This window comes from Actinophytocola sp. (genome assembly GCF_036002505.1).
Classification (GTDB): Bacteria; Actinomycetota; Actinomycetes; order Mycobacteriales; family Pseudonocardiaceae; genus DASYTH01.
This window is the reverse complement of sequence record NZ_DASYTH010000383.1, coordinates 1-24500: the sequence shown is the minus strand read 5'-3', so window position 1 is coordinate 24500 and position 24500 is coordinate 1. Positions and strand designations below refer to the sequence as shown.

Here is a 24500-nt window from a genome sequence, read left to right as displayed (position 1 = left end):
CTTGCGCCAGCGCCGGTGCAACGCGACGAACGCGGTCTGCGCCAGATCGTCCGCGCGGTGCCAGTCGCCACAGAGCATGAACGCGGTCCGCCGCACGGCGTCTCGCCGGGCGGCGAAGTACTCCGCGAACTCCTGCTCGTCGCGCTGCTCCACGCGGATGTTCTCCGCTCGTCGTGTGCGTACCGGGGACGGACCGGGCAGCCCATACGGTTGCACGGATCGATGCCGAGACATACGCCACCCCTGCGTTCCCCGTGGGCCCGACGAGTGTGGTGTGATCGGATTGTGACCACCGCCACTCCCATTGACCTCCGTTCCGACACCGTCACCCGACCCGACCTGCGCATGCGGCAGGCCATGGCCGCGGCGGAGGTGGGCGACGACGTCCTCGACCACGACCCGACCATGCGCCGCCTGGAGGAGCGGGTGGCCGGGCTGCTCGGCGTCGACGCCGCGTTATGGGTGCCGAGCGGCTCGATGGGCAACCTCATCGCGCTCACCCTGCACCTGCGCCGCGGCGACCGGTTCCTCGCCGCGCGCGGCGCGCACGTGCTGGGCAACGAGCTGGGCACCGCCGCGTGGCTGGCCGGCGGCATGCCCGAGGCGCTGGACTGGGATGCCGGGCCGGGGCGGCTGTCCGCCGACACCGTGCGGGCCCAGGCCGGCGGCGCCGGGCCGTACTACATGCTGCGCACCACGTTGCTGTGCTTGGAGAACACGCACAACGCGGCCGGCGGCGCGGTGACCCCGCCGGACGAGCACGCCCTGCTCGTGGCGACCGCGAGGGATTGCGGGCTGCGGGTGCACCTGGACGGCGCCCGACTCTGGCACGCGGCCGTCGCGCTCGGAGTGCCGCCGGCCGCACTCACCGTCGGGGTGGACACCGTGCAGGTCTGCCTGAGCAAGGGCCTCGGCGCGCCGGTCGGCTCGCTGGTGGCGGGCTCGGCCGCGTTCGTGGCCGAGGCGCGGCGGGTGCGCAAGATGCTCGGCGGCGGCGTGCGTCAGGGCGGCGTGCTGGCCGCGGCCGGCCTCGTCGCGCTGGACAACATCGACGAGCTGGCCGCCGACCATGCCAAGGCGGCGGCGCTGGCCGACGGGCTGACCGAGCTGGGCTGGCGGGTGGACCGGCCGCAGACCAACATCCTGCTGGCCGAGGTGCCCGACGTCGGCCTGATGCTGGACGCGCTGGCCAACGTGGGCGTGCTGGCGGTGCCGATGTCCGGCAAGGTCCGGTTCATCACGCACCGCGACGTAGACGCCACGGACATCACCGAGGCGCTGCACCGGATCAAGACGATCTCCGGTTAGCGCCCGATCTGACGCGAACTGCGGCCCTTGATCGCGGCGTAGGCGATCCCGCCGATCACCGTGACGACGGCCGCCGCGATCAGCAGCCCGACGACGGCCTTCAAGATCGCGCCGATCAGACCGAACGCCAGCCAGATCACGACGATCGCGATGACGATCTTCAGAAACGTTGGCATGTCCCTTAACCTCCCCGACGTGGTTACGGCCTGTCAACGGCCAGCTCAGGTCACCGGTTCCCCAACCACCCGGCCAACCTTCGCAGACCCTCGTCCACGTCCGCCATGCTGCCGGCGAACGAGAACCGGACGAACCGGTTGCCGTCCACCGGGTCGAAGTCGATCCCCGGCACGATGGCCAGCCCGGTCTCGTCGAGGAGCTTGCGGCAGAAGCCCATCGAGTCCTCGGTGAGGTGGGAGATGTCGGCGTAGGCGTAGAACGCGCCGTCGGCCGGGGCCAGCCGGTCGATGCCCAGCTATCGGAGGCCGCCGAGCAGCCGGTCGCGGTTGGCGCGGTAGCACGCCACGTGGCCGTCCAACTCGGCGTAGGACTCCGGCTCGAACGCGGCGAGCGCGGCGTACTGGGCGGGCGCGGGCGGGCAGAGCGTGAAGTTGCCGGTCAGGCAGTCCACCGCGCGGTGCAGCCGGTGCGGCACCAGCAGCCAGCCCAGCCGCCAGCCGGTCATGGCGAAGTACTTGGAGAAGGAGTTCACCACGACGGCCCCGGTCGAATACCGCCAGGCGGAACTCGTCTCCGCGCCGTAGGAGATGCCGTGGTAGATCTCGTCGCTGACCAGCTGCACACCGCGGTCCGCGCACCATCGCGCGATCCGGGCCAGCTCGGCTGGTTCGAGCACGGTGCCGGTCGGGTTGGCCGGGCTCGCCAGCACCAGGCCGTCGAGGTGCGGTAGCTCCTCGAGCATCTCGACGGTCGGCTGGAACCGGGTGCGCTCGTCGCACGGCAGCTCGATCACCTCGGCCCCGAGGGCGGCCAGGATGTTGCGGTAGGCCGGGTAGCCGGGCCGGGTGACGGCTACCCGGTCACCGACGTCGAACGCGGCCAGGAACGCCAGCAGGAACCCGCCGGAGGAGCCGGTGGTGATCACAACCTGGTGCGGGTCGACGTCCAGCCCGTACCGGTGCGCGTAATGCGTGGCGACGGCCGCGCGCAGCTCCGGAATACCGAGGCCTTCGGTGTAGCCGAGGTTCGTCCCGGTCAGCGCCTCCTGGGCCTTCACGATGACCGGCTTGGGCGCTCCGGCGCTCGGCTGCCCGACGGCGAGCGACACCACGTCGCCGCGCTCGCGCTGCCGGGCATTGGCCGCGGACAGCACATCCATCACGTGGAACGGCGGAATCAGCGCCCGCTCGGCAACCCGCAGCACCCGCATGCCCGCAGGCTAGTGGGCACTCAGTAGCCCACGTAGTGCCCGCCGCTCTCCGTGGCCTTGATGCCCGGCACGTTCCCCAGCGACCCGTACCGGCTCAGCGAGTACCGGACCCCGGCGATGATGTTGTCCACCGGGTTCCAGATGTCATCGTGCCCGGCCAGCTTGTGCGCGTTGAACGTGGAGTCGATGCACTGCATCAAGCCCTTGGACGGATGCCCCGCGGCGGCGTTCGAGTTGCCGGTAAGGAAGACGTTCTCGTCCTCACGAGCCGTCCAGGTGCCGAGTTCGGTGGTGACGCACCAAACATCGCCCCGGCCCGCATCCTCACTGCGCAGGACGGAACCCGTGACGACGGCGGTGTTCCCGCGCACCGCTGCCTCGGGGCTCCACCCGTGGTCCACTGAACGTTGGATGTGCAGTACCCGGGGGCGAGCGCCGGACAGATAGGTCGCCAGAACCGCGGCGTCGAGCACCTCACCCGGCGCCTGGTAGATCGTCACTTGCGGCCTCGTGTATCCGGGTCGCATGGCGCGCGTGCCCTCGGCGTCGGTGAACGCCTCGAGCCATGCGTTCCGTTGCGCGGTGGACATGGACAGAACCTGCTTGACCGTTTCGGTCTTGGGGTGACCGGCGCGCTTGAGCAGGTCGGCGGCGTAGCGGTGGTCGAGCCGGAATTGGTGTCGCGGTCCGCAGCCGCCCCGGTCATCGACATACCTGGCGTGCGGAACGCCGTCCAGCAGGCGGCGAAGTTTCTCGACCATGGCGGGTTTGGATTGGGCAATGCTCATCGAGGGTCCGTAGCGGCGCGTCTCGACATGCCCGTCACCCGCTATCCATCCCAAGATCGCTGCTTCTCGATCGGTGATGTCGAGCCGCGCGTCCGTGCTCGCCGGGGCGGCAAGCAGCAGGCGGTCACGGCTGCGAATCCGGCCACTTTCAACGAACCGAGCCTGAGCCGCGTATCCGTGCCGCTGCCCGGGCGAGACCACTCCGTGGATCTTGGCGCGATGCACGGCAACGCCCATCGCCGCCTGAGTGTCGGACCGCGACTCCCAACCACATTCGGGACACCGAGCCGCAAGATCCGCGCGCCGGTGGCTGATCCTCGGTAGGTTGAGCCACCGGTGATTCGGCGTGGTGGTGGCATGCCATCGAGAGTTCCCGATGCGGATCAGCGGGGCGTTCTCGTGGTGTATGACGCGGACGATTCCGGTCCACTCGCTCCTGCCCGTTCCCGCGTTGTACCCAATTGTCTGGTCGCCGATCTGCACCTCGTCGTGCTTCAACCAGCCGCGCCGCGTCAGGATCATGGTCTCCAGCGGCACGCAGTCCCAGTTGTTGATGGCGTGCGGGTTGCCGCCGGACTCGTGCTGGATGATCTGCCAGATGCGCTGGGCGTCGGCCTCGCTGACGTTGACGCCGTTCTGGCGCAGGATCTCGATGGCCTGCTTGATCCACTCCTGCACGTTGCCGGGCGGGGGACCGCCGGCGGGCGGGCCGCCGCTCGGGCCCATGCCACCGCCACCGCCACCACCACCGCCGGTCGCCCCGCCTCCGCCGCCGGGGGACGAGCCGCCTCCGCCGCCGGAGCCGCTGCCGGCCGCGGGTTGGCCCTGGCCGTTCTGAGTTGTCGCGCCCGCCGGCTGGGTCTCGGGTGGCGGGGTGGGCGTCCACTCGATCGGCTTGCCGGGTTGCGGAGTGAACGGCTGGGTGTTCGGGTCGGGCATCGAGGAGAACGTGCTCGCCGGGGTCTGCGCGGACTTGAGCACACCGGCCGCCGAGCTGAGGGTGGCCTCGGTGCTCTGCAGCCGGGTGCGGATGTCGTCGGCGGCCTCGCCGCAGACCTCCCGGGTGAAGGCGTCGATGCGGTCCTGCTCGGCGTCGCTGTTGCGCCGGATCCAGTTGCGGATCTCGGTCAGCGCCTGGTCGCAGCGGGTCTCGAGGTAGGTCTTGGCGTCGGTGATCGCGTCCGCCACCGTGGTCAGCGCCTGCGCGGCCTGGGTCATCGAGGTGCCGACGTCCGTGCCGGCCTTGGCGAACCGGTCCATGTAGGCCACGAACTGGTCGGCCGACCCGCCCTCCCAGGCGGAGTCCAGGCCCTTCACGGCGTTGGACACCGCGGTGCCGTCGGTGCCGGCGTTCGTCGCGGCCGTGGACAGCCGGGTCGCCGCGGCGCTGATCTCCCCGGGGTTCGCGTGCTCCACCTTGTCCGCCTCGGCCGCCACGAGCTCGCCGCCCGCGTACCCGGCCAGATCCCCAACCGCACTCATCGTTGTGTCCCTCAGATCGCCGTCATCGAGCGGACATTGCTGTCCTCGGTGTTCTGCACGCTGGTGACGACGGCGTCCAGGGCCCGGGCCACCTGATCCAGCTTCGCCTCCGCCGCGGCGAACTCGTTGTGCAGCACGGTGTTCAGCGCGTCGACCGCCTGTGACACGGCCGCGGAGCTGGGCAGCGTGCCGTAGAGCGCCGAGTTCGTGCACACCTCGGGGAAGGTGTCGGAGATCTCGCCGAACTTCGGCTTGAACTCCTGCGCCTTCCGCATGCACTCGTTGATCGCTTCGATGTTGTAACTGGGCACGTTCCCCTCCGGCGTCAGCTTCGCGTCAGACGCGGCGACCGGTGAAGAGGTTCCCGCACTAGACCTCTTCCAGCAACTCCCACACGAAACCGGCCAGCATCGCGTTGTCCGCCGGCGTGATCGTGCTCCAGGTTCGGCCCGCGTTGTTCGGCTTGGTCAGGTAGGCGTAACGGCCCTCCGGCGTGTCGTGGAAGGCGACCACCCGGTCCGCCCGGCGCGGCCGGCGCTCGGCCCCGAACTGGCCGCGGGTACCCATTCCGGACACCATCGCGGCCAGCCCGCGAGCGTCCATTGTGGACATACCGTGGTCGCGGAGCAGGAGCTCCAGCTTGCCGGGGTTCCCGCCGGACCGGGCGTCGGCCTGGAGCAGGACGTCGGTGTCCACGCTGACCGAGAAACCGCGGCCGGCCGGCATCTCGCCGGCGACCGACACGGCGGCCTCGGCGAGTGCGGTGCCCCTGGCCGGGATCAGCCACACCTCGCTCGGCTCCACCACGGCCAGCAACCCGTCGCCGCCGGCCGCCACGGCCAGCGACTTGATCTCGTGGTCCGTCCACACCCAACTGTCGATGCTGTACTGGGGGTGGGCGAGCAGGTTCAGCCAGTCGGCCAGGTCCGCGACCGCACGGCCGTTCCGGGCCAGCCCGCGCTGCTCGAGCGTCTCGAACGCCTGCTTCGTCAGCTGGGTGCGTTCGGTGTGGGTCCTGCCCGGGCTGAGCACGTCCAGCGCCACGTGCCGGGGAGGCAGCCGCTCGCTCTCCCACACCACGTCGAACTCCAGCGGGGACAGGACGACGCTGGCCGACACTCAGTCCGCCCGCAGGTCGTTGTCCGCCTTCAGGTCGAGCTCCTCGTCCTCGCTGCCGATCGAGTCGGGCGCGATGGGCCGGCTGTCCTCGAACAGGTCGCCGGACTCGACGCCGTAGCGGCGCACGTGCTCGCCGTCCTCCTCGTTCGGCGCTGCCCCGGTGGCGGGCTGGAGAATCGAGCTCCCAGCCGGTTTGCCGGGCCTGGCGCCGTGGCGCTCGGCATGGCTGGCCGCCTTGCCCTCGTGCTCCGGCTCGGCGCCGAGCGGCGTGGCGCCCTTCGGCGGGTTCTTCCCGCGCCCCTCCTCCGGCGTCGCCCCCGGCGTGCCCGGACTGCCCGGCCGCCCGCGGACCAGGCGATCCTTCTCCGCCGACGAACCCACCGCCGCGCCCTGTGCCCCGGCCCCGGCGATCGCGGCGGCGTCGGCCACGAACAGGCTGGGTACCCCGCGCGCCGAGATCGGCGTGCCGGTCACCGGCAGCCCGGACGGCGGCGGAGTCACCGGCCCGACCCCGAACCGGCCGCCCGGCTGCTGAGGCGTGCCCGGATTTCCCGGCGTGCCCGGGGTGCCGGGCGTTCCACCCGGCGGCGGTGGCCCGGTCAGCCCACTTTCCGGCCCGCCGGTCGGACCACCTCCCGGGAACCCGGGGACGCTCGAGCCACCGCCCGGTGTGAACCCGCCCCCACCGGGAAACCCGCCGACCGGCGTGACCGAAGGCCCGGCGTCCGCGGGCCTGGTCGCCAGATCCATCCCCGGCGGCACCGGCAACTCCCGCGCCCGCCCCAGCGCGTCCGAACTACCCTGCTGGTAACCGTTCAGCCCGCTGATCGCCTGATCCCGCGCGGCGTTGGTCGCCTGGACGTCCTTGGCGTGGTCCGTGGTGTGCCCGAACGCCCCGGCGAACCGGTCGATCCCGTTGAGTTGGGACGGCCCCCGCAGGGTGCTCGACTCCGGCGCGCTGTTCCGGGTATGCGAGAACTCGCCACTCTGCGTGGCCACGCCCGCCGCCGACTCACCCACCGGCTGCACAGCCTCATCGGCGTACACGGTCGCGTCCATCGTGGCCTGCGTGCCACCCTCGGCCGCCGCCCCCTGCCACGAAACCCCGATCTGCTGCAACTGTTCCCGGAGCACGCGGTCGGTCTCCGCCAGCCCCCCGGCCAGTGTGATCAGCGCCCGCGCCGCATTGTGCAAACTCTCCGCCCCAGCCCCATTCCGCAGCCCATCCACCTGCTGCGCCAGATCCTCGTTGTCATACCCCACAAACCGCAGATCGCTCAGCCCGTGGTCGCTGTCCATAACTCCCCGCCTCACTTCAACGTCTGCAACGTCTGCACGGCCAGCCCTGCCGCCTGTTCGACCCGCTGGCACATTTGCTCAAGGGTGAATGAATGAGCGCCGTCATTGTTTGTGTCGATCACCAACTGTTGACCTTCAGCCACATCAACGGAAACGGCACAGTCGGCTGCATTGGTGCCTTGCGCGCCGCGGAACCAGTAGGTCGCCGCGGCAAAACCCGCCACCGAGGTCAGCTTCGCCTCGACGTTTCGATTGCCGCTCAGCCAGGGAGCGATTCCTTCATTGGTCACAGCCAACGCACCGTAGTCATAGACGGGCGACTGCTTCTCAACCATGAGAACGCATTCCCGCATTCCGCGGTATTGCTCGGCATTGCTGGTGCGCTGCCGGGTGCGATCAACCTTCAGCTGTGCCAGTTGCGGCTTGGTGAAGAGCGCGCATGGATCCACGTCATCAAGCTTCAGTTCCCTTGGCCTGGGCGGAATGGTCGGTGCCGCGCTGCCGGACGATTGGCCGGTCGTGGGCGCGCTCGACGGTTCGGTTGTCGTGGCCGGCGCTGCCTGACCGGCCTGGGACTGGGTACAGCCGGCGACCGTGGCCGCGGCACACACCCCGGCCAGTGCGAGCGCCCAGCCGCGGCTACGCAATCTGCCCCCCGAACGCGGCGGCGACCTGCTCGTCGGTGTAGCCGTAGGTCTTCGCGCTGGCGGCGCACTGCCGGGCCAGATTGCCGAGGCCGTCGATGTACTGCTGGATCCTGTTGGCGTAGGAATCGGGCTTGTCCAACAGGATGTCGTTCCACGCCGGGGCGATGCGGGTGCTCACATCATCGGTTCCGGGCGGCTGGATGCGGAGTTCCTTTTGCGCGTCGCGCAGCTGGTCCCGAAGGGTGTCGGCCTGGGTTTGGATGATCTTGGCGGCGGCGAGGACGTTGTCCTGAGTGACCGTGAAGGTGCCGGACTTGAGGTTGGTGGTGACGGTGTCGACTGTGGCCAGGGCCTGACCGATCTCGCCGAAACGCTCCATCCCGTGCACGCTCCCCACTTGTGATCTCGGGTTGGCCAAGCTACCGGTTCGAGGGTAAGGCCAGGCTGAGGTTCGACGCGCCGGTGTGGGGGGTGGTTCCGCTCAACGGGTGGCGGGGACGCCGACCTGGCCCTGGACGGCGCGCAGGGCGATGTCGGTGCGGTGGTGGGAGCCGGCGAGGTGGATGGCGGCGACCCGGCGGTAGGCGTCGTCGCGGGCCGCGGAGAGGGTGGGGCCGGTTCCGACCACAGAGAGGACGCGGCCGCCGGAGGACACGATGGCGCCGTCGTCGCGGCGGCGGGTGCCGGAGTGCAGGACGCCGTCGAGGTCGGAGCCGGTGATGACGTCGCCGGGGCGGGGGCGGCCGGGGTAGCCGTCGGCGGCGATGACCACGGTGACGGCGAAGTCGGGGGACCAGTCGAGGCGCGGGTGGGCGGCGAGGGTGCCGGTGGCGACGGCGTGCAGGAGGCCGGCGAGGGGGGTGCGGAGGAGGGCGAGGACGGACTGGGTCTCCGGGTCGCCGAAGCGGCAGTTGAACTCGATGACCTGGGGGCCGGTGGAGGTCAGCGCGAGGCCGGCGTAGAGCAGGCCGGAGTAGGGGGTGCCGCGGCGGGCGAGCTCCGCGACGACGGGCTGGATGATCGTGGCGGCGACCTCGTCGGCCAGGTCGGGGGCGGCCCAGGGCAGCGGGGCGTAGGCGCCCATGCCGCCGGTGTTGGGGCCGGCGCCGCCGTCGCCGACCCGCTTGAAGTCCTGGGCGGGCAGCAGGGGGACCACGGTGGTGCCGTCGACCAGGCAGAACAAGGACGCTTCCGGGCCGTCCAAAAAGGACTCGAGCAGTACCGGGTGACCGTCGTCGAGCAGGGTCATGGCGTGGGCGCGGGCGGCGGCCAGGTCGCTGGTGACCACCACACCCTTGCCGGCGGCCAGGCCGTCGTCCTTGACCACCCAGGTGGGGCCGAACCGGGACAGCGCCGAGTCCAGCCGGGCCGGGTTGTCCACGATCTCGGCCGCCGCGGTCGGCACCCCGGCCGCGGCCATGACCTCCTTGGCGAACGCCTTGGAGCCCTCGATCCGCGCGGCCTCGGCGGACGGGCCGAAGCACGGCACCCCGACCGTGCGCACCGCATCCGCCGCGCCGGCCACCAGCGGCACCTCGGGGCCGATGACCACGAGGTCGGCCTCCCACTCCACGGCCAGCGCGGCCGTGGACGCCGGCGAGGTCACGTCCACGCCGTAGGACTCGGCGAGCGCCGCGGTGCCGGCGTTGCCCGGGGCGCACGCCAGCGCGGTCACCCGCGGGTCGTGCGACAGCGCGAGGGCCAGCGCATGCTCGCGCCCACCCGACCCGATAACCAGGACACGCATTATGCCAACACCTCGCAGGCTCGGTGCTGGCGTGATTCGCCGCCTCGCAAGCTCGGCGCCGGCGCAGCGCCTGATGGTTCGCTCGCAAGCTCGCTCACGGCCGCGAGCCTAAGTGTTGGGTTACCTCAGCTCACGTTCAGGGCCTGCTTGGCGCCGGAGTGCAGCGGAACCGGGTCGGTTTTCGGGGCCAGGTCCTTGCTCAGCTCCTTGGCCGACGGGTGCACCTTGACCAGGTCGTCCTTCTTGTCGAAGAGCAGCTTGGTGATCGCGCAGGCGTTGCCGGCCGGGAAGTCGTCCCGGACCAGCAGCACGTTGGGCACCACGATGGTCGGCACGTCGGCCGGCAGGTTGTAGGTGGCGGCGGGGATGCTGCCCTTGTCGTACACCGCGTTGATCTTCTTCAGGCCGTCGAGCTGCGGCGTGATGTCGAGGAACTTGACCTGGTCACGCAGCGACGTGGTGAGGTCGGTGATCTCCGGGGTGGGCAGGCCGCCGGAGAAGAACAGGCCGTCGAGCTGGCCGGCCTTCATCCCGTCCACGGTCTGCCGCAGCGCCAGGCGCTGGGCGGACACGTCCTTGGCCGGGTCCAGGCCGGCCGCCTGGAGCAGCCGGTTGGCGATCACCTCGGTGCCGGAGTTCGGCGAACCGGTGGAGATCTTCTTGCCGCGCATGTCCGCGACGGAGTTGATGCCGCTGCTCGCGCGGACCACGACCTGGGTGGAGTTGGAGTAGATCCGGGCCAGTGCGGCCACCTTCTGCGGCGCGGTGAAGCTGCCCTTGCCGTTGACCGCGTCGGCCGCGGTGTCGGCCAGCGCGAACGCCACGTCGTAGTCGCCGGCCACGAGCTGCTTGATGTTCTGCACGGACGCGGTGGTCTCCGCGGCGGTGGCCTTCAGGTTGGTGTTCTTGGAGATCAGCTCGGCGAGCCCGCCGCCGAGGGTGTAGTAGACACCGCCGGTGTTGCCGGTGGCGATGGTGATCCGGCCGCTGGCCGCCTCGCACGCGGCCTGCTGCCCGCCGCCGCCCGAGCCGGACCCGGTGTCGGTGCGCTTGCCGCCGCACCCGGTGGCGATGAGACCGACGACCAGCGCGCCGGCGACGATCGTTGACTTACGCACGGCTGTCCTCCTTGTCAGGTTCAACCACGGTGCGCCCACGGGCCACCAGATGCACGACGGTGGCCGCGGCCAGGCAGGCGAGACCGATGCCGATCGTGAGCGGCTGCAGGTAGAGCAGGAGCAGGGCGGCCGGCAGGCAGAGCGACCGCTCCGGCCAGCGGGCCGGCCCGGCGAGCCAGCCGCCGGTGACCACGGCGAGCGCGGCAACGCCGAGCGCGGACGCCACGGTCACCCACAGCACGTCGACCGCGCCGCGGCGGAGCAGCAGCGCGGCCCCGTTGTCGGTGAGCACGAACGCGATCGGCACCAGGAACGCCGGCAGCGTGTACTTCCAGGTCTGCCACATGGTGCGCATCACCGCGCCGCCGGTGATCGCGGCGGCGGCCACCGCGGCCAGCGCCGTCGGCGGGGTCACCTCGGAGAGCACCGCGTAGTAGAAGATGAACATGGCCACCTCGGCGGGCTGCACGCCGAGGTCGAGCAGCGCCGGGCCGAGCACCACCCAGGCGATGATGAACGAGGCGGTGACCGGCACCGCCAGGCCCAGCACGCTGACCGCGAGCGCGGCGAACACGACGGTCAGCACCAGCACCACGGACGGGTTCGAGGAGATCGCTTTCGCCCCCGCCACAAGGGAGTCGGCGAGCACCTGGCCCAGCCCGGTCTTGGTGATCACCGATGTGATCACGCCGGCGGCCGCGCACACCGCGATCACCGGCAGGGCGCCGCGGACGCCCTCGGCGAGCGAGTCGGCCAGCGAGCGGACCCAGCCGGCCAGCGCTTGGAGCAGGGTGCGCTCGGGGCGCTTCGGCTCGGCGCCGGGCCGGTACTCCAGGTGGCGCAGGCCCAGCCCCGGCGTCCGATAGACGGCGAGCATCCTGGCGGCCAGCGAGAACAGCGCGGCCACGCCGGTGGCGTAGACCACCGCGGTGAACGGCGGGATGTCCATCGCCAGGAACACCACGATGATCGCGAGCGAGGCGAAGTGGTGCACGCCGCGTTTCAGCACCTGCCAGGCGCTCGGCAGGTCCACCTCGACCGCGTGCGCGCCGAACCGCCGGGCGTCGATCTCCACGGCGAGCGCGATGCCCAGGTAGTACAGCAACGTCGGGATGATCGCCCAGATCATCACGGTGAAGTATGAGGTCTCCAGGTACTCGGCGATGATGAACGCCGCGGCGCCCAGGGTCGGCGGGGAGAGGATCGCGCCGATGCCGGACGCGGCGAGCAGCCCGCCGGCGTTCTCCTTGGGGTAGCCGGCTTTCTTCAGCACCGGCCAGGTGATGGCGCCGAGCGTGACGGTGGTGGCGGTGCCCGAGCCGGAGACCGTGCCGAGCAGGAAGCCGGCGGTGGCCGCGGTCCGCCCGGGCGCGGTGCGGGACCGGCGGAACAGCGCGAAGCTGAAGTCCACGAAGAACTTCCCGGCGCCGGACGAGTTGAGCACCGCGCCGTAGATGGTGAACAGCACGATGTAGCTGGCCGCGACGCCGAGCGGGATGCCGTAGAAACCACTGGCGTCGTTGAACAACGCGTTGACGATCTGGCTGTAGTCGAAGCCGGCGTGCGCGATGCCCCAGTCCTGCGGGAGGTAGCCGCCGTAGTAGGCGTAGGCCAGGAACAGCAGGCACACCACGGGAAGCACCAGCCCGGTGGTGCGCCGGGTGGCCTCCAGGACCAGCAGGAGCAGCACTGTCCCGGCCAAGATGTCCACAGTGGACAGCTGGCCGCCGCGATCGAGGAACGCGTCGTAGCCGCCGCCGAACGGCAGCACGGGGTAGAGACCGGCGACGAGGGCGGCTACCGCGAGAGCCAGGTCGAGGACGCCGGGGTTGTCCGGGTCGCGGTGGCGGGCCAGCGGCCGGTAGCACAGGTAGACGAGCGGGAGCGTGACCCCGAGGAAGATCACCAGAAAGAACTGGTTGCCGCGGGCGAACGGGTCGAACACCTGCTTGAGCACCAGCAGCGCGATGACCAGTGCGGCGGCCCAGACGAACCGGTCGAAGCGCGGGCCCAGCCGGCGCGCCGGGCGTTCCTCCTCCTGCGCGCCGGCGGCATCGATCAGGTCCGGCCGCTCGGCCAGTTCACTGTTCATAATTCACTTGAGGAGCATTCAAAACGATCACGGGCTTGGCGGCATAGTCGGGTTGGCTGATGGGTGGGGCCGACCGCTCGGGCAGACCTCCGGCCTGCCGTCGCGGCCGGCAGCGAACACCGCCCGGCGGCCCGCCGTCGCGGCCGGCATTTTGAATAACCCTCACTCTGCCGTGGCTCCTGGATCATCAGTTCGCAACCTACCGGTGGGTCCTGTTGGAAAGAGTCTTTCGTACGTATCGTCAACCGGCGTTACCGCACCGTGACCCTGGTGAGGAGACCATCATGCGTCCCAAGATCCTGAGACTGTCCGTGCTCGCCACCGCGCTGGCCCTGGTCGGCGGAGCCTCGGCGGTGGTGGCCGAGCCCGCGCCGGACTCCGTGGCCGGGCACGAGACCGCCCGGCCGCTGATCATCGGGCACCGCGGGGCGTCCGGCTACCGGCCCGAGCACACGCTGGCGTCCTACGAGCTGGCTGCGCGGATGGGCGCCGACTACGTCGAACCGGACCTGGTGACCACAAAGGACGGTGTGCTGGTGGCCCGGCACGAGCCGGAGATCGGCGGCACCACCGACGTGGCGAACCACCCCGAGTTCACCGCGCGCCGGACCACCAAGTCACTCGACGGGGTGGCCACCACCGGGTGGTTCACCGAGGACTTCACCCTGGCCGAGCTGAAGACGCTGCGCGCGGTGGAGCGGCTGCCGCAGGTCCGCCAGGAGAACACGATCTTCAATGGGCGCTACCAGGTGCCGACCTTCCAGGAGGTCATCGACCTGGTCAAGCGCCTCTCCCGGGAGCTGCACCGGGACATCGGCATCTACCCGGAGACCAAGCACCCCACCTACTTCCGCACGCAGGGCCGCGCGCTGGAGCCGAAGCTCGTCGACGCGCTGAACCGCAACGGGCTCAACCGCCCGGGCGCCAAGGTGTTCGTGCAGTCCTTCGAGGTGTCCAACCTCAAGGCGCTCAACCGGCAGCTGCGTGTCCCGCTGGTCCAGCTCACCTCGTCCACCGGCGCCCCGTTCGACTTCACCGACACCGGTGACCCGCGCACCTACGCCGACCTGGTCACCCCCGCCGGCCTCCGCGAGGTCGCGACCTACGCCGACGGCATCGGCCCGGAGAAGATCCAGATCATCCCGCGCGACGCCGCCGGCAACCTCGCCGCGCCCACCACCCTGGTCCGCGACGCGCACGCCGCCGGCCTGACCCTGCACCCCTACACATTCCGCGCGGAAAACACCTTCCTGCCCACCAACCTCCGCTCCTCGGCCGACCCCAACGCCTACGGCAACCTCTTCGCCGAGCTCCAGGCCTACTTCGCGGCCGGCGTCGACGGCGTCTTCACCGACAACACCGACATCGGCATCGCCACCCGCACCGAGTTGCGCGCCGCCGCGTGAGTTGATGCCCTGAAGGACGCCTTCAGGGCGCTGAACGTCCCGAAGGCGTCCTTCAGGGCATGCCGACCCGCAGATCTGGCACGATTTGCTTGTGCACTTCGGTGAGGAGTTGCGGGCCGGGCGGGTCAGGGCGCGGTTGACGCAGCGGGAGCTGGCCGAGCGGGCCGGGGTGAGCGTGCGGGCGGTGCGGTACATCGAGCAGGGCAGAGTGGCTCGGCCGCGGCATGACTCGCTCCGGCGGCTCGGGGAGGTCGTGGGGGTTCGGTTCGAGCCGGAGGGGCGGCTCGCGATCGGGGTGCTGGGCCGGCTGGAGGTGCGGCGTGGCGGGCGGGCCGTCGACGCCGGGACGCTCAAGCAGCGGGCGTTGTTGGGGTTGCTTGCGTTGCGGCCCAACGAAATCGTGTCGCCCGTGGAGATCGTCGACGGGCTGTGGGGCGAGCGGCCGCCGGCGAGTTGTCAGAACCTGGTGCACACGTACGCCTCGCGGCTGCGGAAGGCGATGGAGCCGGACCACGTGATCAGCGCGGAGCGCGGCGGGTACCGGCTGGCGGTGACGGGTGATCAGCTTGACCTGCTTCGGTTTCGGGAGCTGACCGGCGCCGCTCGAGACCCGCGAGCGTTGGAGGAGGCGCTCGGTTTGTGGCGCGGGCCGCTGCTGGCCGACCTGCCGGCCGGGGTGCGCGATCATCCGGTGGCGGCGGGGATCGCGGCGCGGCGGCTCGGTGCCGCACTGGAGTACGCGGATCTGGTGCTGGAGCGCGGTTTGCCGGCGGCGACCGCGGTGGAGCAGTTGCGGGCGCTGGTCCGGGAGGAGCCGCTGCACGAGGGCCTGCACGCCCGGCTCATGCTGGCGCTGGCCGGGTCCGGGCAGCAGGCGGCGGCGCTGCGGTTGTTCACCGAGGTCCGGAAACGGCTCGACGAGGAGCTGGGGGTGGGGCCCGGCGCCGAGATCCGGGCGGCGCACCTGCAGATCCTGCGCACCGAGCCGGTGTCCCTCACCAGGACGGTTCCGGCGCAGCTACCCGCGGACGTGACCGGGTTCGCCGGCCGGGCCGAGCATCTGGACCGGCTGGATGCCTTGCTGCGTAACAAGGATCGGCTCGTGGCGATCACCGGCAGCGCGGGCGTGGGAAAGACCGCCTTGGCCGTGCGGTGGGCCCACCGGGTGCGGGCCCGGTTCCCGGACGGCCAGCTGTACGTGAACCTGCGCGGCTACGCACCCGGTGAGCCGGTGCGGCCGGTGGCGGTCCTGACCCGGTTCCTGCGCGCGCTGGACGTGCCGGCCGAGCGGGTGCCGGTGGACGAGGAGGAGGCGGCGAACCTCTACCGCACCCAGCTCGCCAACCGGAAGGCGCTGATCGTGCTGGACAACGCGGCCGGCGCGGACCAGGTGCGCCCGCTGCTGCCCGGCAGCCCGGGCTGCCTGGTCGTGGTCACCAGTCGGGACCGGCTGACCGGGCTGGTGGCCAGGGAAGGAGCACACCGGCTCACCCTGGACGTGCTGGACCCCGGCGACGCCCGCGCGCTGCTGGCCGGGCTGCTCGGCGCCGGCCGGGTGCGGGCCGAGCCGGAGCCGGTCGCCGAGCTCGTCCGGATCTGCGCCGGCCTGCCGCTGGCGCTGCGGATCGCCGCGGCCAACCTGACCGCGGCCCCGCGCCGGACCGTCCGCGCGCACGTCGCCGAGCTCCGGCTGGTGGAGGACGACGGCGGCGCGGTGCGGGCCGCGTTCGACCTGTCCTACACCCGGCTGGCCCGCGCCACCCGGCGGATGTTCCGGCTGCTGGGCCTGGTTCCCGGGCCGGACTTCACCGACGACGCCGCGGCCGCGCTCGCCGGATGCCCGGTGGACGACGCCCGGCGGGCGCTGCGCCAGCTCGCCGCCGCGAACCTGGTGCAGCAGCCGGCCACCGGCCGCTACCAGTTCCACGACCTGCTCCGGCACTACGCCGCCGACCTCGCCCACCGCGAGGACGAATGCCCGGCGGCGGTGGACCGGTTGCTCGGCTACTACCTGCGCACCGCCGACACCGCCACCCGGCTGCTGTACCCGCGCATGCTCCGGCTACCGGCCGCCCCGGCCCCGGAAACCCCGGTGCTGAGCGAAAGCGCGGCCATCGGCTGGCTGGACGCCGAGCGCCTCAACCTGGTCGCGGCCGCCGTGCACGCGGCCGGGCAGGGCCGGCCCAGCGCGGCCTGGCGCCTGGCCGACATGCTCCGCGGCTACTTCGTCAGCCGCGGCTACGGCGCCGACGGGCTGGCGGTGTGCGAGGCGGCCCTGCGCGCGGCCGAGCAGGCGGGCGACGCCGCCGGCCGGGCCTCGACCTGGGACGTGTTCGGGCTGATCCACTACAACCTGGGGGAGTTCCGCCGGGCCATGGCCTGCCACACCGAGGCGCTCACCATCGCCCGCACGATCGGCGACGCAGCCGTCGAGGCCGGCTCGCTGCACAACCTCGGCCGGGCCTGCGCCCACCTCGGCCAGCCGGAGCGCGCGGCCGAGTTCCACCAGCGCGCCCTGGAGATCAACCAGCGGATCGGGGACCGGCACGGCGAGGCGGTGGCGCTCAACTACATCGGCTCGGCCGCGCTGGTGCTCGGCCGGGCGGACACGGCCCGCATCTACACGAACCGCGCGCTCGCGCTCAGCCGGGAGATCGGCGACCGGTACCTGGAGGCCCGGTCGCTGAACAGCCTCGGCCTCATCGAGTGGGCCGCCACCGCGGACTACGCCGCCGCGGAGGGCCACTTCCAGGACGCCCTGCGGATCGCCCGGGAGATCGGGTTCTGCTACGGCGAGGCGTCCGTCCTCATCGGACTGTCCAGGGTGCGCCGGAGCACCGGCCGGCCCGCCGACGCGATCACGTTCTGCCAGCAGGCCCTCCAGGTCATGCGGGACCGCGGCATCCGCCTGTTCGAAGGCCGGGCGCTGGCCGAGCTCGCCCAGGCCCACCTCGAGCTCGGCGACGCGCCCACGGCCGCCGAGCACGCCCGCGCGGCCCTGGACGTCGTGCGCCATCGCGAGCAGCGCCTGATCGAGGCCCGGGCCCTGCACATCCTGGGCCTCGCCCGCGCCGCGACCGGCGATGTCGCCGAGGCACGCACCCACTGGCGGCACGCCCTGGAGATCTACACCGGCATCGGCGCCCCGGAAGAGCACACCGTCCGGGCGTTGCTCGGCGGGGAAGCAACGTGACGTTGCCTTCCCCGCCAGGGCATGAACGTGACGTTGCTTCCCTCGGCTATTCCGGTTTGCGGGCCTGCGGCACGTGGCCATTCGTCTCCACCTGGGGGGCCAGGCAGGTGCGGTTGCGGCCGGTGCGCTTGGCCTCGTAGAGCGCGGCGTCCACGGCGAGCAGCAGGGTGTCCAGGTGATCGCCGCCCGCGGGGTAGGTGACCGCGCCGATCGACGCGCTCAGGTTGGTGATCTCCACCCGGCCGCCGTTGCCGGTGGTGTGCACCTTGAGGTCCTTGATCCGGTCCCGCAGCCGCTCCGCCCGGGTCAGCAGGTTCTGGGTGGAGATGCCGGGCAGCAGCAACACGAACTCCTCACCGCCGAACCGCCCCGCCACGTCGTAATCGCGCGACTCCCGGCGAATCGCGTCCGCCACCGCTTTCAGCACATCGTCTCCGGCCAAATGGCCGTACGTGTCATTGACCCGTTTGAAGTGATCGAGATCGACCATAAGGATGCCAACACTGGTGTCGTCTCTGGCCGCCCGGGAGATCTCCCGCCGGGCCATCTCGCTCCAGTGCAAGGCATTCGCCAGCCGGGTCTTCTCGTCCGTCCGCGCGGCCAACTCGTAGTGGTGCAGCAGCAGGCTGCGGTGCAGCAACAGCAGCGGCGGCATCATCAGCAGCAGGTACCAGGGGTCGTAGGTCACCACGAGGGCCGTGACACCGCCGAAGCCCACGCCGGCGAGCTCGGTCAGATACCCGCCGACGCTGCCCAGCGCGGTGCGGCCCGGGGTCTGCGGAGACGACACCAGGATGATCATGACGATCAGCCCGTGGTTGACGAACCACCTGGTCAGCATGGCCAGCACGACAACGAAAAGGCCCTGCCAGCCGACCGGAAGGTGCGGGTACGAGCCGGGCGGAAGGCCCGCCTGCAGCACCACCGAGGCCGCCTGGGTGGCCAGCACCACGGTCGAGGCGCTGTAGGCCCAACGGAAGATCGGCGTGCGCACCACCCGCACCCGCATGTGGCTGTGCGTCAGCACGACCAGACCCACCGCCAGCGGCGGCGGGAGCAGCAGCACCCCGGCGAAGGTCCAGACCGACTTGAGGTCGATGAACGGGGCGTCCGCGCGCATGGCCTCGCGGATCCGGTCGATTCCGCGCGCGGCTTCGAGGTGCAAGATCGAGCCCGCGGCCAGCACCGCGGCGACGATCCAGTCGGCCCGGTCGATCGGCACCCGGGTCGCGGTGGCCCCGGTGAGCACCAGCGCGAGGCCCTCGACCACCAGCACCACCACGACGACGTGCCCGGGTTGCGCCCACAGCGGCCAGCGCCGCAGCCGCCGCCAAAGTCGCACCGCGACGGTTCCAATCCACCCCATAGATCGTGGAAAATGAAAGCCGCTCATCGGAGTGGTCCTCGCCCGGGTGTCACAACTGGACGGTAGTCAGAGTTACACAACGGGTCACGCGGAGCGCAACATGGGCTCAACCCGGCGAAGTCCGGGTAATGTGCCGGCCGAGACATCAGGGGTCCCTGGAGGTGCTCAATGCGTGACTCCAACTGGTGATACCGCGGCTCTCGCGCGCCGTAGCGCCTGTGCGGCGAGGAGCGCCACCACGGTGCCCACCGCTCCGGCGCACCCGACAACCAGAGAAGGTCGCACGCCGTCCGCGATGAGACCGGCGATGACCACTCCGACGCCCTGGGAGACCCTGAGGCATGTCACGGCCAAACCGAACGCCTGACCGCGCTGCGCGTCGGGCACGGCGCGGACGAACGCGGCCGAGGCGACCGTGTGGTAGGCGGCCCCGACCCCGGACAGGGTGAACACCACGACGGTCACCACGATGTCCGGGGAGGTCAGGCACCAGATCAGCACCGCGCAGGCGCCGACCGCCAGCGGCCCGATCAGCCGCATCCGGGCCGCCGGTCCGATCAGCCGGGTGAGGATCACCATCCCGACCACGTTGCCCGCCGGCTGTGCGGCGAACAGCAGGCCGGCGACGACCGCCCCGCCGCCGAGCTCGTTCGAGTACGGAACCGCCAGACCCTCGGCCACCACGTAGAAACCGGATACGCACGCGACCGCGACCAGGGCCCGCAGCGCACGGTCCCGCCACACCAGGCGGGCGCCCAGCCGCAACGAGACCAGCGTGGTCCGCTCGCTCGACCCCGCGCCGTTCGGCTGCGGCACCGGGCGCTCGGCCAGGCCGAACCGGACCAGCACGGCGGAGACGGCGAACGTCGCCGCGTCGATGCCCAGCGCCACATGGGTTCCGGTGAACCGGACGAGGACACCGCCGCCCACGTAACCGGCGAGCTGGGCGAGCTGGTAGGTGATGTTGACGATGCCCTGGCCGACCACGAACCGGTCGCCGTCGAGGATGCTGGGGAGCACCGCCGCCCGGGCCGCGTTGAACGGGGAGGCCAGCAGCTGCACGGCGATCAGCAGCGCGGCCAGGACCGCGAGGGACATGCCGGGGATGGCCATCAGGCCGACCAGGGCCGCGCGGGCGAGGTCGGTCACCACCATCAGCTCGCGGCGGCGGTAGCGGTCGGCGAGCCCGGCCAGCAGCGGGCCGCCGATCAGGTCGGGCAGGAACGTGAGCGCGTAGGTCAGCGCGGTGAGCGCTGCCGAGCCGGTCCGGTCGAAGACCAGCAGGGACAGGGCAACCCGGGCGAGCTGGTCGCCGGCGACGGACAGCACCTGGGCGGTGAACAGCGCGCGAAACTCACCAACCGCGAAGACTTCTCCGAAGCTCGCCGAACGTTGGTCACCCTCGCCCACGTGCCGACCCCTGTGCGTTATCGCGACCCGTCACCGCACGACACTATCGGATACATGATGGCCGCGGACGGTAGCCGCTGTCACGGTTTCGAGGCAGGTACCACGCGAAAGTGACTGGCTCAGACCGATTCCAGGTCCGCGAAGCACCAGCGCCAGTCCTCGCCGGGCTCCAGGGACCGCATGACCGGATGGCCGGTGACGCTGTAGTGGGCGGTCGCGTGCCGGGCCGGACTCGAGTCGCAGCAGCCGACGTGCCCGCAAGTCAGGCACATGCGGAGGTGGACCCAGTCGTGGTGGCCGGAGTCGAGACAGTCCCGGCAGCCCTCGGCGGAGTCCGGCGTCACCTCGTCCGGCAGCTTCTCAACGTGTGCACAGGTCACCCACCCACCGTAGCCCGGCCGATGATCACAAGGCGGGTGTCAGCGCACGTCTGGGCGTTATATCCCCAATGTCGAGCAGGGAATCCGGTCAGGGCGCGAGGTCGTGGCGGACGATGGTCTGGTCGCGGCGGGGGCCGACGCCGATGGCGGAGATGCGGGCGCCGGACAGCTGTTCGAGGTACTCCACGTAGTCGCGGGCCTTGACCGGGAGGTCGTCGTAGCTGCGGCACTCGGAGATGTCCTCCCACCAGCCGGGCATTTCCTCGTAGACCGGGATGGCGTGGTGGAGGTCGGTCTGGGTCATCGGCATGTCGTCGACGCGGCGGCCGTCCACTTCGTACGCGACGCAGATGGGCACCGTGTCCAAACCGGACAGGACGTCGAGCTTGGTCAGGAAGTAGTCGGTGATGCCGTTGACGCGGGCGGCGTAGCGGGCGATCACGGCGTCGAACCAGCCTGTGCGGCGGGAGCGGCCGGTGGTCACGCCGAACTCGCCGCCGGTCTTGCGGAGGCGTTCGCCCAGCTCGTCGTGCAGCTCGGTGGGGAAGGGACCGGAGCCGACGCGGGTGGTGTACGCCTTGAGGATCCCGATCACCGAGTCGATCCGGGTGGGGCCGATGCCCGACCCCGCGCAGGCGCCGCCGGCGGTGGGGTTGGAGGAGGTGACGAACGGGTAGGTGCCGTGGTCGACGTCCAGCAGCGTGCCCTGGGAGCCTTCGAGGAGGACCATCTCGCCGCGTTCGAGGGCCTGGTTGAGCAGGAGCCGGGTGTCGGCGATGCGGTGGGCGAACTTCTCGCCGTGCGCGAGCACCGAGTCGGCGACCTGGACCGGGTCGAGGGCGCGGCGGTTGTACACCTTGACCAGGATCTGGTTCTTGATGTCCAGCGCCGCCTCGACCTTCTGCCGGAGGATCTTCTCGTCGAGCAGGTCCTGCACCCGGACGCCGACGCGGGCCACCTTGTCCTGGTAGGCCGGGCCGATACCGCGGCCGGTCGTGCCGATCTTGGCCTTGCCCAGGTAGCGCTCGGTGACCTTGTCGATGGCCACGTGATACGGCATGAGCAGGTGGGCGTCGGCGGAGACCAGCAGGCCGGAGGTGTCGACGCCGCGATCCTCGAGCCCGGCCAGTTCCTCGAGCAGCACACCGGGGTCGACCACGACGCCGTTGCCGATGACGTTCCGCACGCCGGGCGTGATGATCCCGGACGGGATCAGGTGCAGCGCGAAGTCCTGCCCGTCCGGCAGCACCACGGTGTGGCCGGCGTTGTTGCCACCCTGGTAGCGGACCACCCACTGGACGCGGTCGCCGAGCAGGTCGGTGGTCTTGCCCTTGCCCTCGTCGCCCCACTGGGCACCGATGATCACGATTGCCGGCATGTGACACTCCCCGGGTGAACTGGACCGTTCAGGCGAATTGCCGGTGATCGAGCGTAGACCAGGAGGTGCAGTGACCGCAGTGGTACTGGCCTGCGGGGTCCCGGCGGAACGCCCGGACTGGTGGGAGTTGCCGGCGATTCCCAGGAAGTCCGACCTCGACCCGGCGCTGGCCGCAGCGCCGGACCGGATCGTCGTCGCCGGCTCGGACGCGAGCCTGGCCGCGGTCGTGCTGCGCCTGGTGCGCACCGAGCGGCTCGACCTGGTGGTCGGCCTTGTCCCCGCGGGAAACTCGGCCGCCGCCGCGGTGTGGGGGCTGCCCCGGCGCCGGGCCGACGCCCTGGAGCTGGCGCTCACCGGCGAGCCCCGCGGGCTGCCGGTGATCCGCGACGACAACGGCGGCGTGCTGGTCGGGCGCGGCACGGCCGGACCGCTTTCCGGCGAGGCGTACTGCGACGACCAGCTGGCGCTGCGCGGCCGGGCGCAACGGATCGAGGTCACCCCGGATCCGGCCGGCGGCGTGGTCGGGCAGGTGTGGCGCGGGCGGCTGCGGCGGGTCGAGGTGTTCCGCGGCCGGGCGTTCCAGATCGGCTGCCATCCGGCGACGGTGACCCATGACGGCGTCCCGCATCCCCGGCCGGTCACCCGCTGGACGTGGTACCGGCACACCGAGGATCTCCGCGCAGTCGCGTTGCCAGGCTGAGCACAACGACCTGACAGCGCGCGGCCCAGAGGGCGTACTGGGCCGATGAGAATTCGGCTCACAGTGATCACGCTCGTTCTGCTCGGTGCCGGTGTCGCGGTTGGCGTCCCGGTGTCCGCGGCCGGCCACACCGACACGATCGGCAGCGACCGGGCGACCGTTCGCGAGCGCCCCGGCCGGCTGGTGCTGGCCAACGCGGCAGCCGGCGACCGGGCCGAGGTGACCGCGTACTGCGGTGACTGGGTGCGGATCCGGGTCACCGCGCGGCACGCGATGGCGACCCCGGTCGGCTGGGTGCTGCGGGCGAACCTGACCAGGGCGAGCCGGCCGGGCGGGCTGGCCGGCGTACCGGAGTCCTGCGGGGCCGACGCGGATCGCTGGCGGGACTGGGTGGGCGCGATCAACGCGCCGTTCCACTCGCTGCGCAAGGTGGACGACGGCTGGCGGCGGGTCGTGTTCGGTACCGGGGTGACGCTTGCCGGCGGCCCGGACTGCGTGCCGTCGCTGAACTACGTCCGGCGCAGCGACGCGCCGGACGCGGTGGATCCGGCGCAGCGGGTGAGCGGTCTCGACCTGAACCGGGTCAGCTACCGCTATGTCACCAGGGACGGTGCGGTCGCGCTGATCAGCGCACCCCGGGTGGGCGGTAGCTACGGCGTGTGGAGCTTCGTGCCGGCCGGCTGCCTGCTGCCGAAGGCGGGCCGGCAAACCGTCTACTTCGACGAACCCATGATCCAGCTGCGGGACATCGCGGGACTGCGCACCGGGGTCGGCTACTCCGACGCGACCGTGCGTTCCCGCGGCTGCACGCGGGCGGTGCGCAGCCCCGGCCATCCGCGGTTCGGTTACTGGCCGGATCCGGTTAACTCACCGTCCTGTTAGACCGTTCGGCCGCGGCCGAATGTCGTAATACCGCGGCAGTCGTCCGCATTCCGCCCGACATACACCCGGCGATATTGCCCTGTTCATCTCCGCCGGTCACATTTGGTGACGTTTCCACGTGACCCTGCACACGGAGGTAACATGTTCACGTCTGGTAAACGCACATGGCGCTATTTGTTCGCCGTTCTCCTGCTTGTCACCGGTCTCACCGTCGGCATCGCCGCGGTGGCGACCGCGACACCGCCGAACATTCCCAGCGCGACGACCGCCCGCTCGGAGCTCGCGTCGCTGCGGGTGGCGCCGGACGGGTCGAGTAGCGGCTACTCGCGGGACAAGTTCCCGCACTGGCACACGGTTTCCGGTGCCTGCAACACCCGGGAGACCGTGCTCAAGCGGGACGGCACCAGCGTGGTGACCGACTCCGCCTGCGCCTCGGTCTCCGGGCGCTGGTTCAGCCCGTATGACGGCGCCACCTGGTCCGCGGCGTCCGATGTGGACATCGACCACGTCGTGCCGCTGGCCGACGCCTGGCGCACCGGAGCGTCATCGTGGACCACGGCGCGGCGGGAGGCGTTCGCCAACGACCTGTCCAACCCGCAACTGATCGCGGTCACCGACAACGTCAACCAGGCCAAGGGGGACCAGACACCGGCCACCTGGAAGCCGCCGCTGACCAGCTACTGGTGCACCTACGCCCGGATGTGGACGCATGTGAAGTTCCAGTACTCGCTCACCGTGAACTCGGCGGAGAAGTCGGCCCTCACCGACATGCTCAACCGCTGCTGAGGTCGAAATGCG

Annotated in this window: 20 protein-coding genes and 3 pseudogenes; 6 read left to right on the top strand and 17 right to left on the bottom strand. The window is 71.2% G+C overall.

From position 1 onward, the window contains the following. The coding region (locus VGR06_RS33735) for a sigma factor (RefSeq protein WP_327563243.1) at nt 1-153 on the bottom strand (153 nt) is incomplete at its 3' end. Between the two features lie 132 nt (nt 154-285). Here VGR06_RS33735 and VGR06_RS33730 point away from each other — a divergent pair. Further along, nucleotides 286-1308 (top strand): GntG family PLP-dependent aldolase, encoded by a 1023-nt coding sequence (locus tag VGR06_RS33730; protein WP_327563242.1) that lies wholly within the window; start codon nt 286-288, stop codon nt 1306-1308. Here the strand turns inward: VGR06_RS33730 and VGR06_RS33725 are convergent. The 12 genes and pseudogenes from VGR06_RS33725 to VGR06_RS33670 all read right to left on the bottom strand — a co-directional run bounded on the left by VGR06_RS33725 (nt 1305) and on the right by VGR06_RS33670 (nt 12987). Next, nucleotides 1305-1484 carry a hypothetical protein gene (locus tag VGR06_RS33725; protein WP_327563241.1) on the bottom strand — a complete coding sequence of 60 codons (180 nt, stop codon included), beginning with the start codon at nt 1482-1484 and terminating at the stop codon, nt 1305-1307. The genes VGR06_RS33730 and VGR06_RS33725 overlap by 4 nt on opposite strands. Before the next feature lie 50 nt (nt 1485-1534). Beyond that, a pseudogene (locus VGR06_RS33720) lies at nt 1535-2695 on the bottom strand (aminotransferase class I/II-fold pyridoxal phosphate-dependent enzyme). Nucleotides 2696-2715: 20 nt separating this feature from the next. Beyond that, nucleotides 2716-2931 (bottom strand): annotated as a pseudogene (locus VGR06_RS33715) (transglycosylase SLT domain-containing protein); the annotation flags it as partial. A 1728-nt stretch (nt 2932-4659) separates the two neighbouring features. Then, nucleotides 4660-4965: pseudogene (locus VGR06_RS33710) on the bottom strand (WXG100 family type VII secretion target); the annotation flags it as partial. Between the two features lie 11 nt (nt 4966-4976). After that, nucleotides 4977-5276 carry a hypothetical protein gene (locus tag VGR06_RS33705; RefSeq protein ID WP_327563240.1) on the bottom strand — a complete coding sequence of 100 codons (300 nt, stop codon included), beginning with the start codon at nt 5274-5276 and terminating at the stop codon, nt 4977-4979. Between the two features lie 58 nt (nt 5277-5334). After that, entirely contained in the window at nt 5335-6084 is a 750-nt protein-coding gene (locus tag VGR06_RS33700) for an ESX secretion-associated protein EspG (protein ID WP_327563239.1), read from the bottom strand. Then, on the bottom strand, nt 6085-7383 hold the full coding sequence (locus VGR06_RS33695) for a PPE domain-containing protein (protein ID WP_327563238.1): 1299 nt from the start codon (nt 7381-7383) through the stop codon (nt 6085-6087). Between the two features lie 11 nt (nt 7384-7394). Next, a complete protein-coding gene (locus VGR06_RS33690; RefSeq protein WP_327563237.1) occupies nt 7395-7994 on the bottom strand; it encodes a DUF3558 domain-containing protein in 600 nt (199 codons plus the stop codon). A 28-nt stretch (nt 7995-8022) separates the two neighbouring features. Next, nucleotides 8023-8409: a PE domain-containing protein gene (locus tag VGR06_RS33685; protein WP_327563236.1), complete on the bottom strand. Its 387-nt coding sequence runs from the start codon at nt 8407-8409 to the stop codon at nt 8023-8025. A gap of 102 nt (nt 8410-8511) precedes the next feature. Then, nucleotides 8512-9777 (bottom strand): phosphoribosylamine--glycine ligase, encoded by a 1266-nt coding sequence (gene purD / locus VGR06_RS33680; RefSeq protein WP_327563235.1) that lies wholly within the window; start codon nt 9775-9777, stop codon nt 8512-8514. A 125-nt stretch (nt 9778-9902) separates the two neighbouring features. Beyond that, nucleotides 9903-10895, bottom strand: coding sequence for a TAXI family TRAP transporter solute-binding subunit (locus VGR06_RS33675; protein ID WP_327563234.1), 993 nt, complete (start codon nt 10893-10895; stop codon nt 9903-9905). Then, on the bottom strand, nt 10888-12987 hold the full coding sequence (locus VGR06_RS33670) for a TRAP transporter fused permease subunit (RefSeq protein WP_327563233.1): 2100 nt from the start codon (nt 12985-12987) through the stop codon (nt 10888-10890). Before VGR06_RS33670 ends, VGR06_RS33675 begins: the two co-directional genes overlap by 8 nt. Nucleotides 12988-13271: 284 nt before the next feature. Between VGR06_RS33670 and VGR06_RS33665 the strand changes: the two genes are divergently transcribed. Continuing rightward, entirely contained in the window at nt 13272-14393 is a 1122-nt protein-coding gene (locus VGR06_RS33665; protein WP_327563232.1) for a glycerophosphodiester phosphodiesterase, read from the top strand. Between the two features lie 91 nt (nt 14394-14484). After that, nucleotides 14485-17586: a tetratricopeptide repeat protein gene (locus VGR06_RS33660; protein WP_327563231.1), complete on the top strand. Its 3102-nt coding sequence runs from the start codon at nt 14485-14487 to the stop codon at nt 17584-17586. A gap of 46 nt (nt 17587-17632) precedes the next feature. Here the strand turns inward: VGR06_RS33660 and VGR06_RS33655 are convergent, their stop codons facing one another. From VGR06_RS33655 to VGR06_RS33640, 4 genes are all read right to left on the bottom strand, one after another. After that, the gene (locus tag VGR06_RS33655; RefSeq protein WP_327563230.1) at nt 17633-18928 is read right to left on the bottom strand and encodes a GGDEF domain-containing protein; all 1296 of its coding nucleotides are present in this window, start codon (nt 18926-18928) and stop codon (nt 17633-17635) included. Between the two features lie 189 nt (nt 18929-19117). Continuing rightward, nucleotides 19118-20362 (bottom strand): MFS transporter, encoded by a 1245-nt coding sequence (locus VGR06_RS33650; RefSeq protein WP_327563229.1) that lies wholly within the window; start codon nt 20360-20362, stop codon nt 19118-19120. A 119-nt stretch (nt 20363-20481) separates the two neighbouring features. Further along, the gene (locus VGR06_RS33645; protein WP_327563228.1) at nt 20482-20742 is read right to left on the bottom strand and encodes a UBP-type zinc finger domain-containing protein; all 261 of its coding nucleotides are present in this window, start codon (nt 20740-20742) and stop codon (nt 20482-20484) included. An 88-nt stretch (nt 20743-20830) separates the two neighbouring features. Continuing rightward, nucleotides 20831-22120, bottom strand: coding sequence for an adenylosuccinate synthase (locus VGR06_RS33640; RefSeq protein ID WP_327563227.1), 1290 nt, complete (start codon nt 22118-22120; stop codon nt 20831-20833). Between the two features lie 70 nt (nt 22121-22190). Between VGR06_RS33640 and VGR06_RS33635 the strand changes: the two genes are divergently transcribed. From VGR06_RS33635 to VGR06_RS33625, 3 genes are all read left to right on the top strand, one after another. Continuing rightward, on the top strand, nt 22191-22820 hold the full coding sequence (locus tag VGR06_RS33635; RefSeq protein WP_327563226.1) for a hypothetical protein: 630 nt from the start codon (nt 22191-22193) through the stop codon (nt 22818-22820). A gap of 45 nt (nt 22821-22865) precedes the next feature. After that, nucleotides 22866-23702 carry a hypothetical protein gene (locus VGR06_RS33630; protein ID WP_327563225.1) on the top strand — a complete coding sequence of 279 codons (837 nt, stop codon included), beginning with the start codon at nt 22866-22868 and terminating at the stop codon, nt 23700-23702. A gap of 141 nt (nt 23703-23843) precedes the next feature. Then, complete coding sequence (locus tag VGR06_RS33625) at nt 23844-24488, top strand: HNH endonuclease family protein (RefSeq protein ID WP_327563224.1); 645 nt, start codon at nt 23844-23846, stop codon at nt 24486-24488. Nucleotides 24489-24500 lie beyond the last annotated feature (12 nt).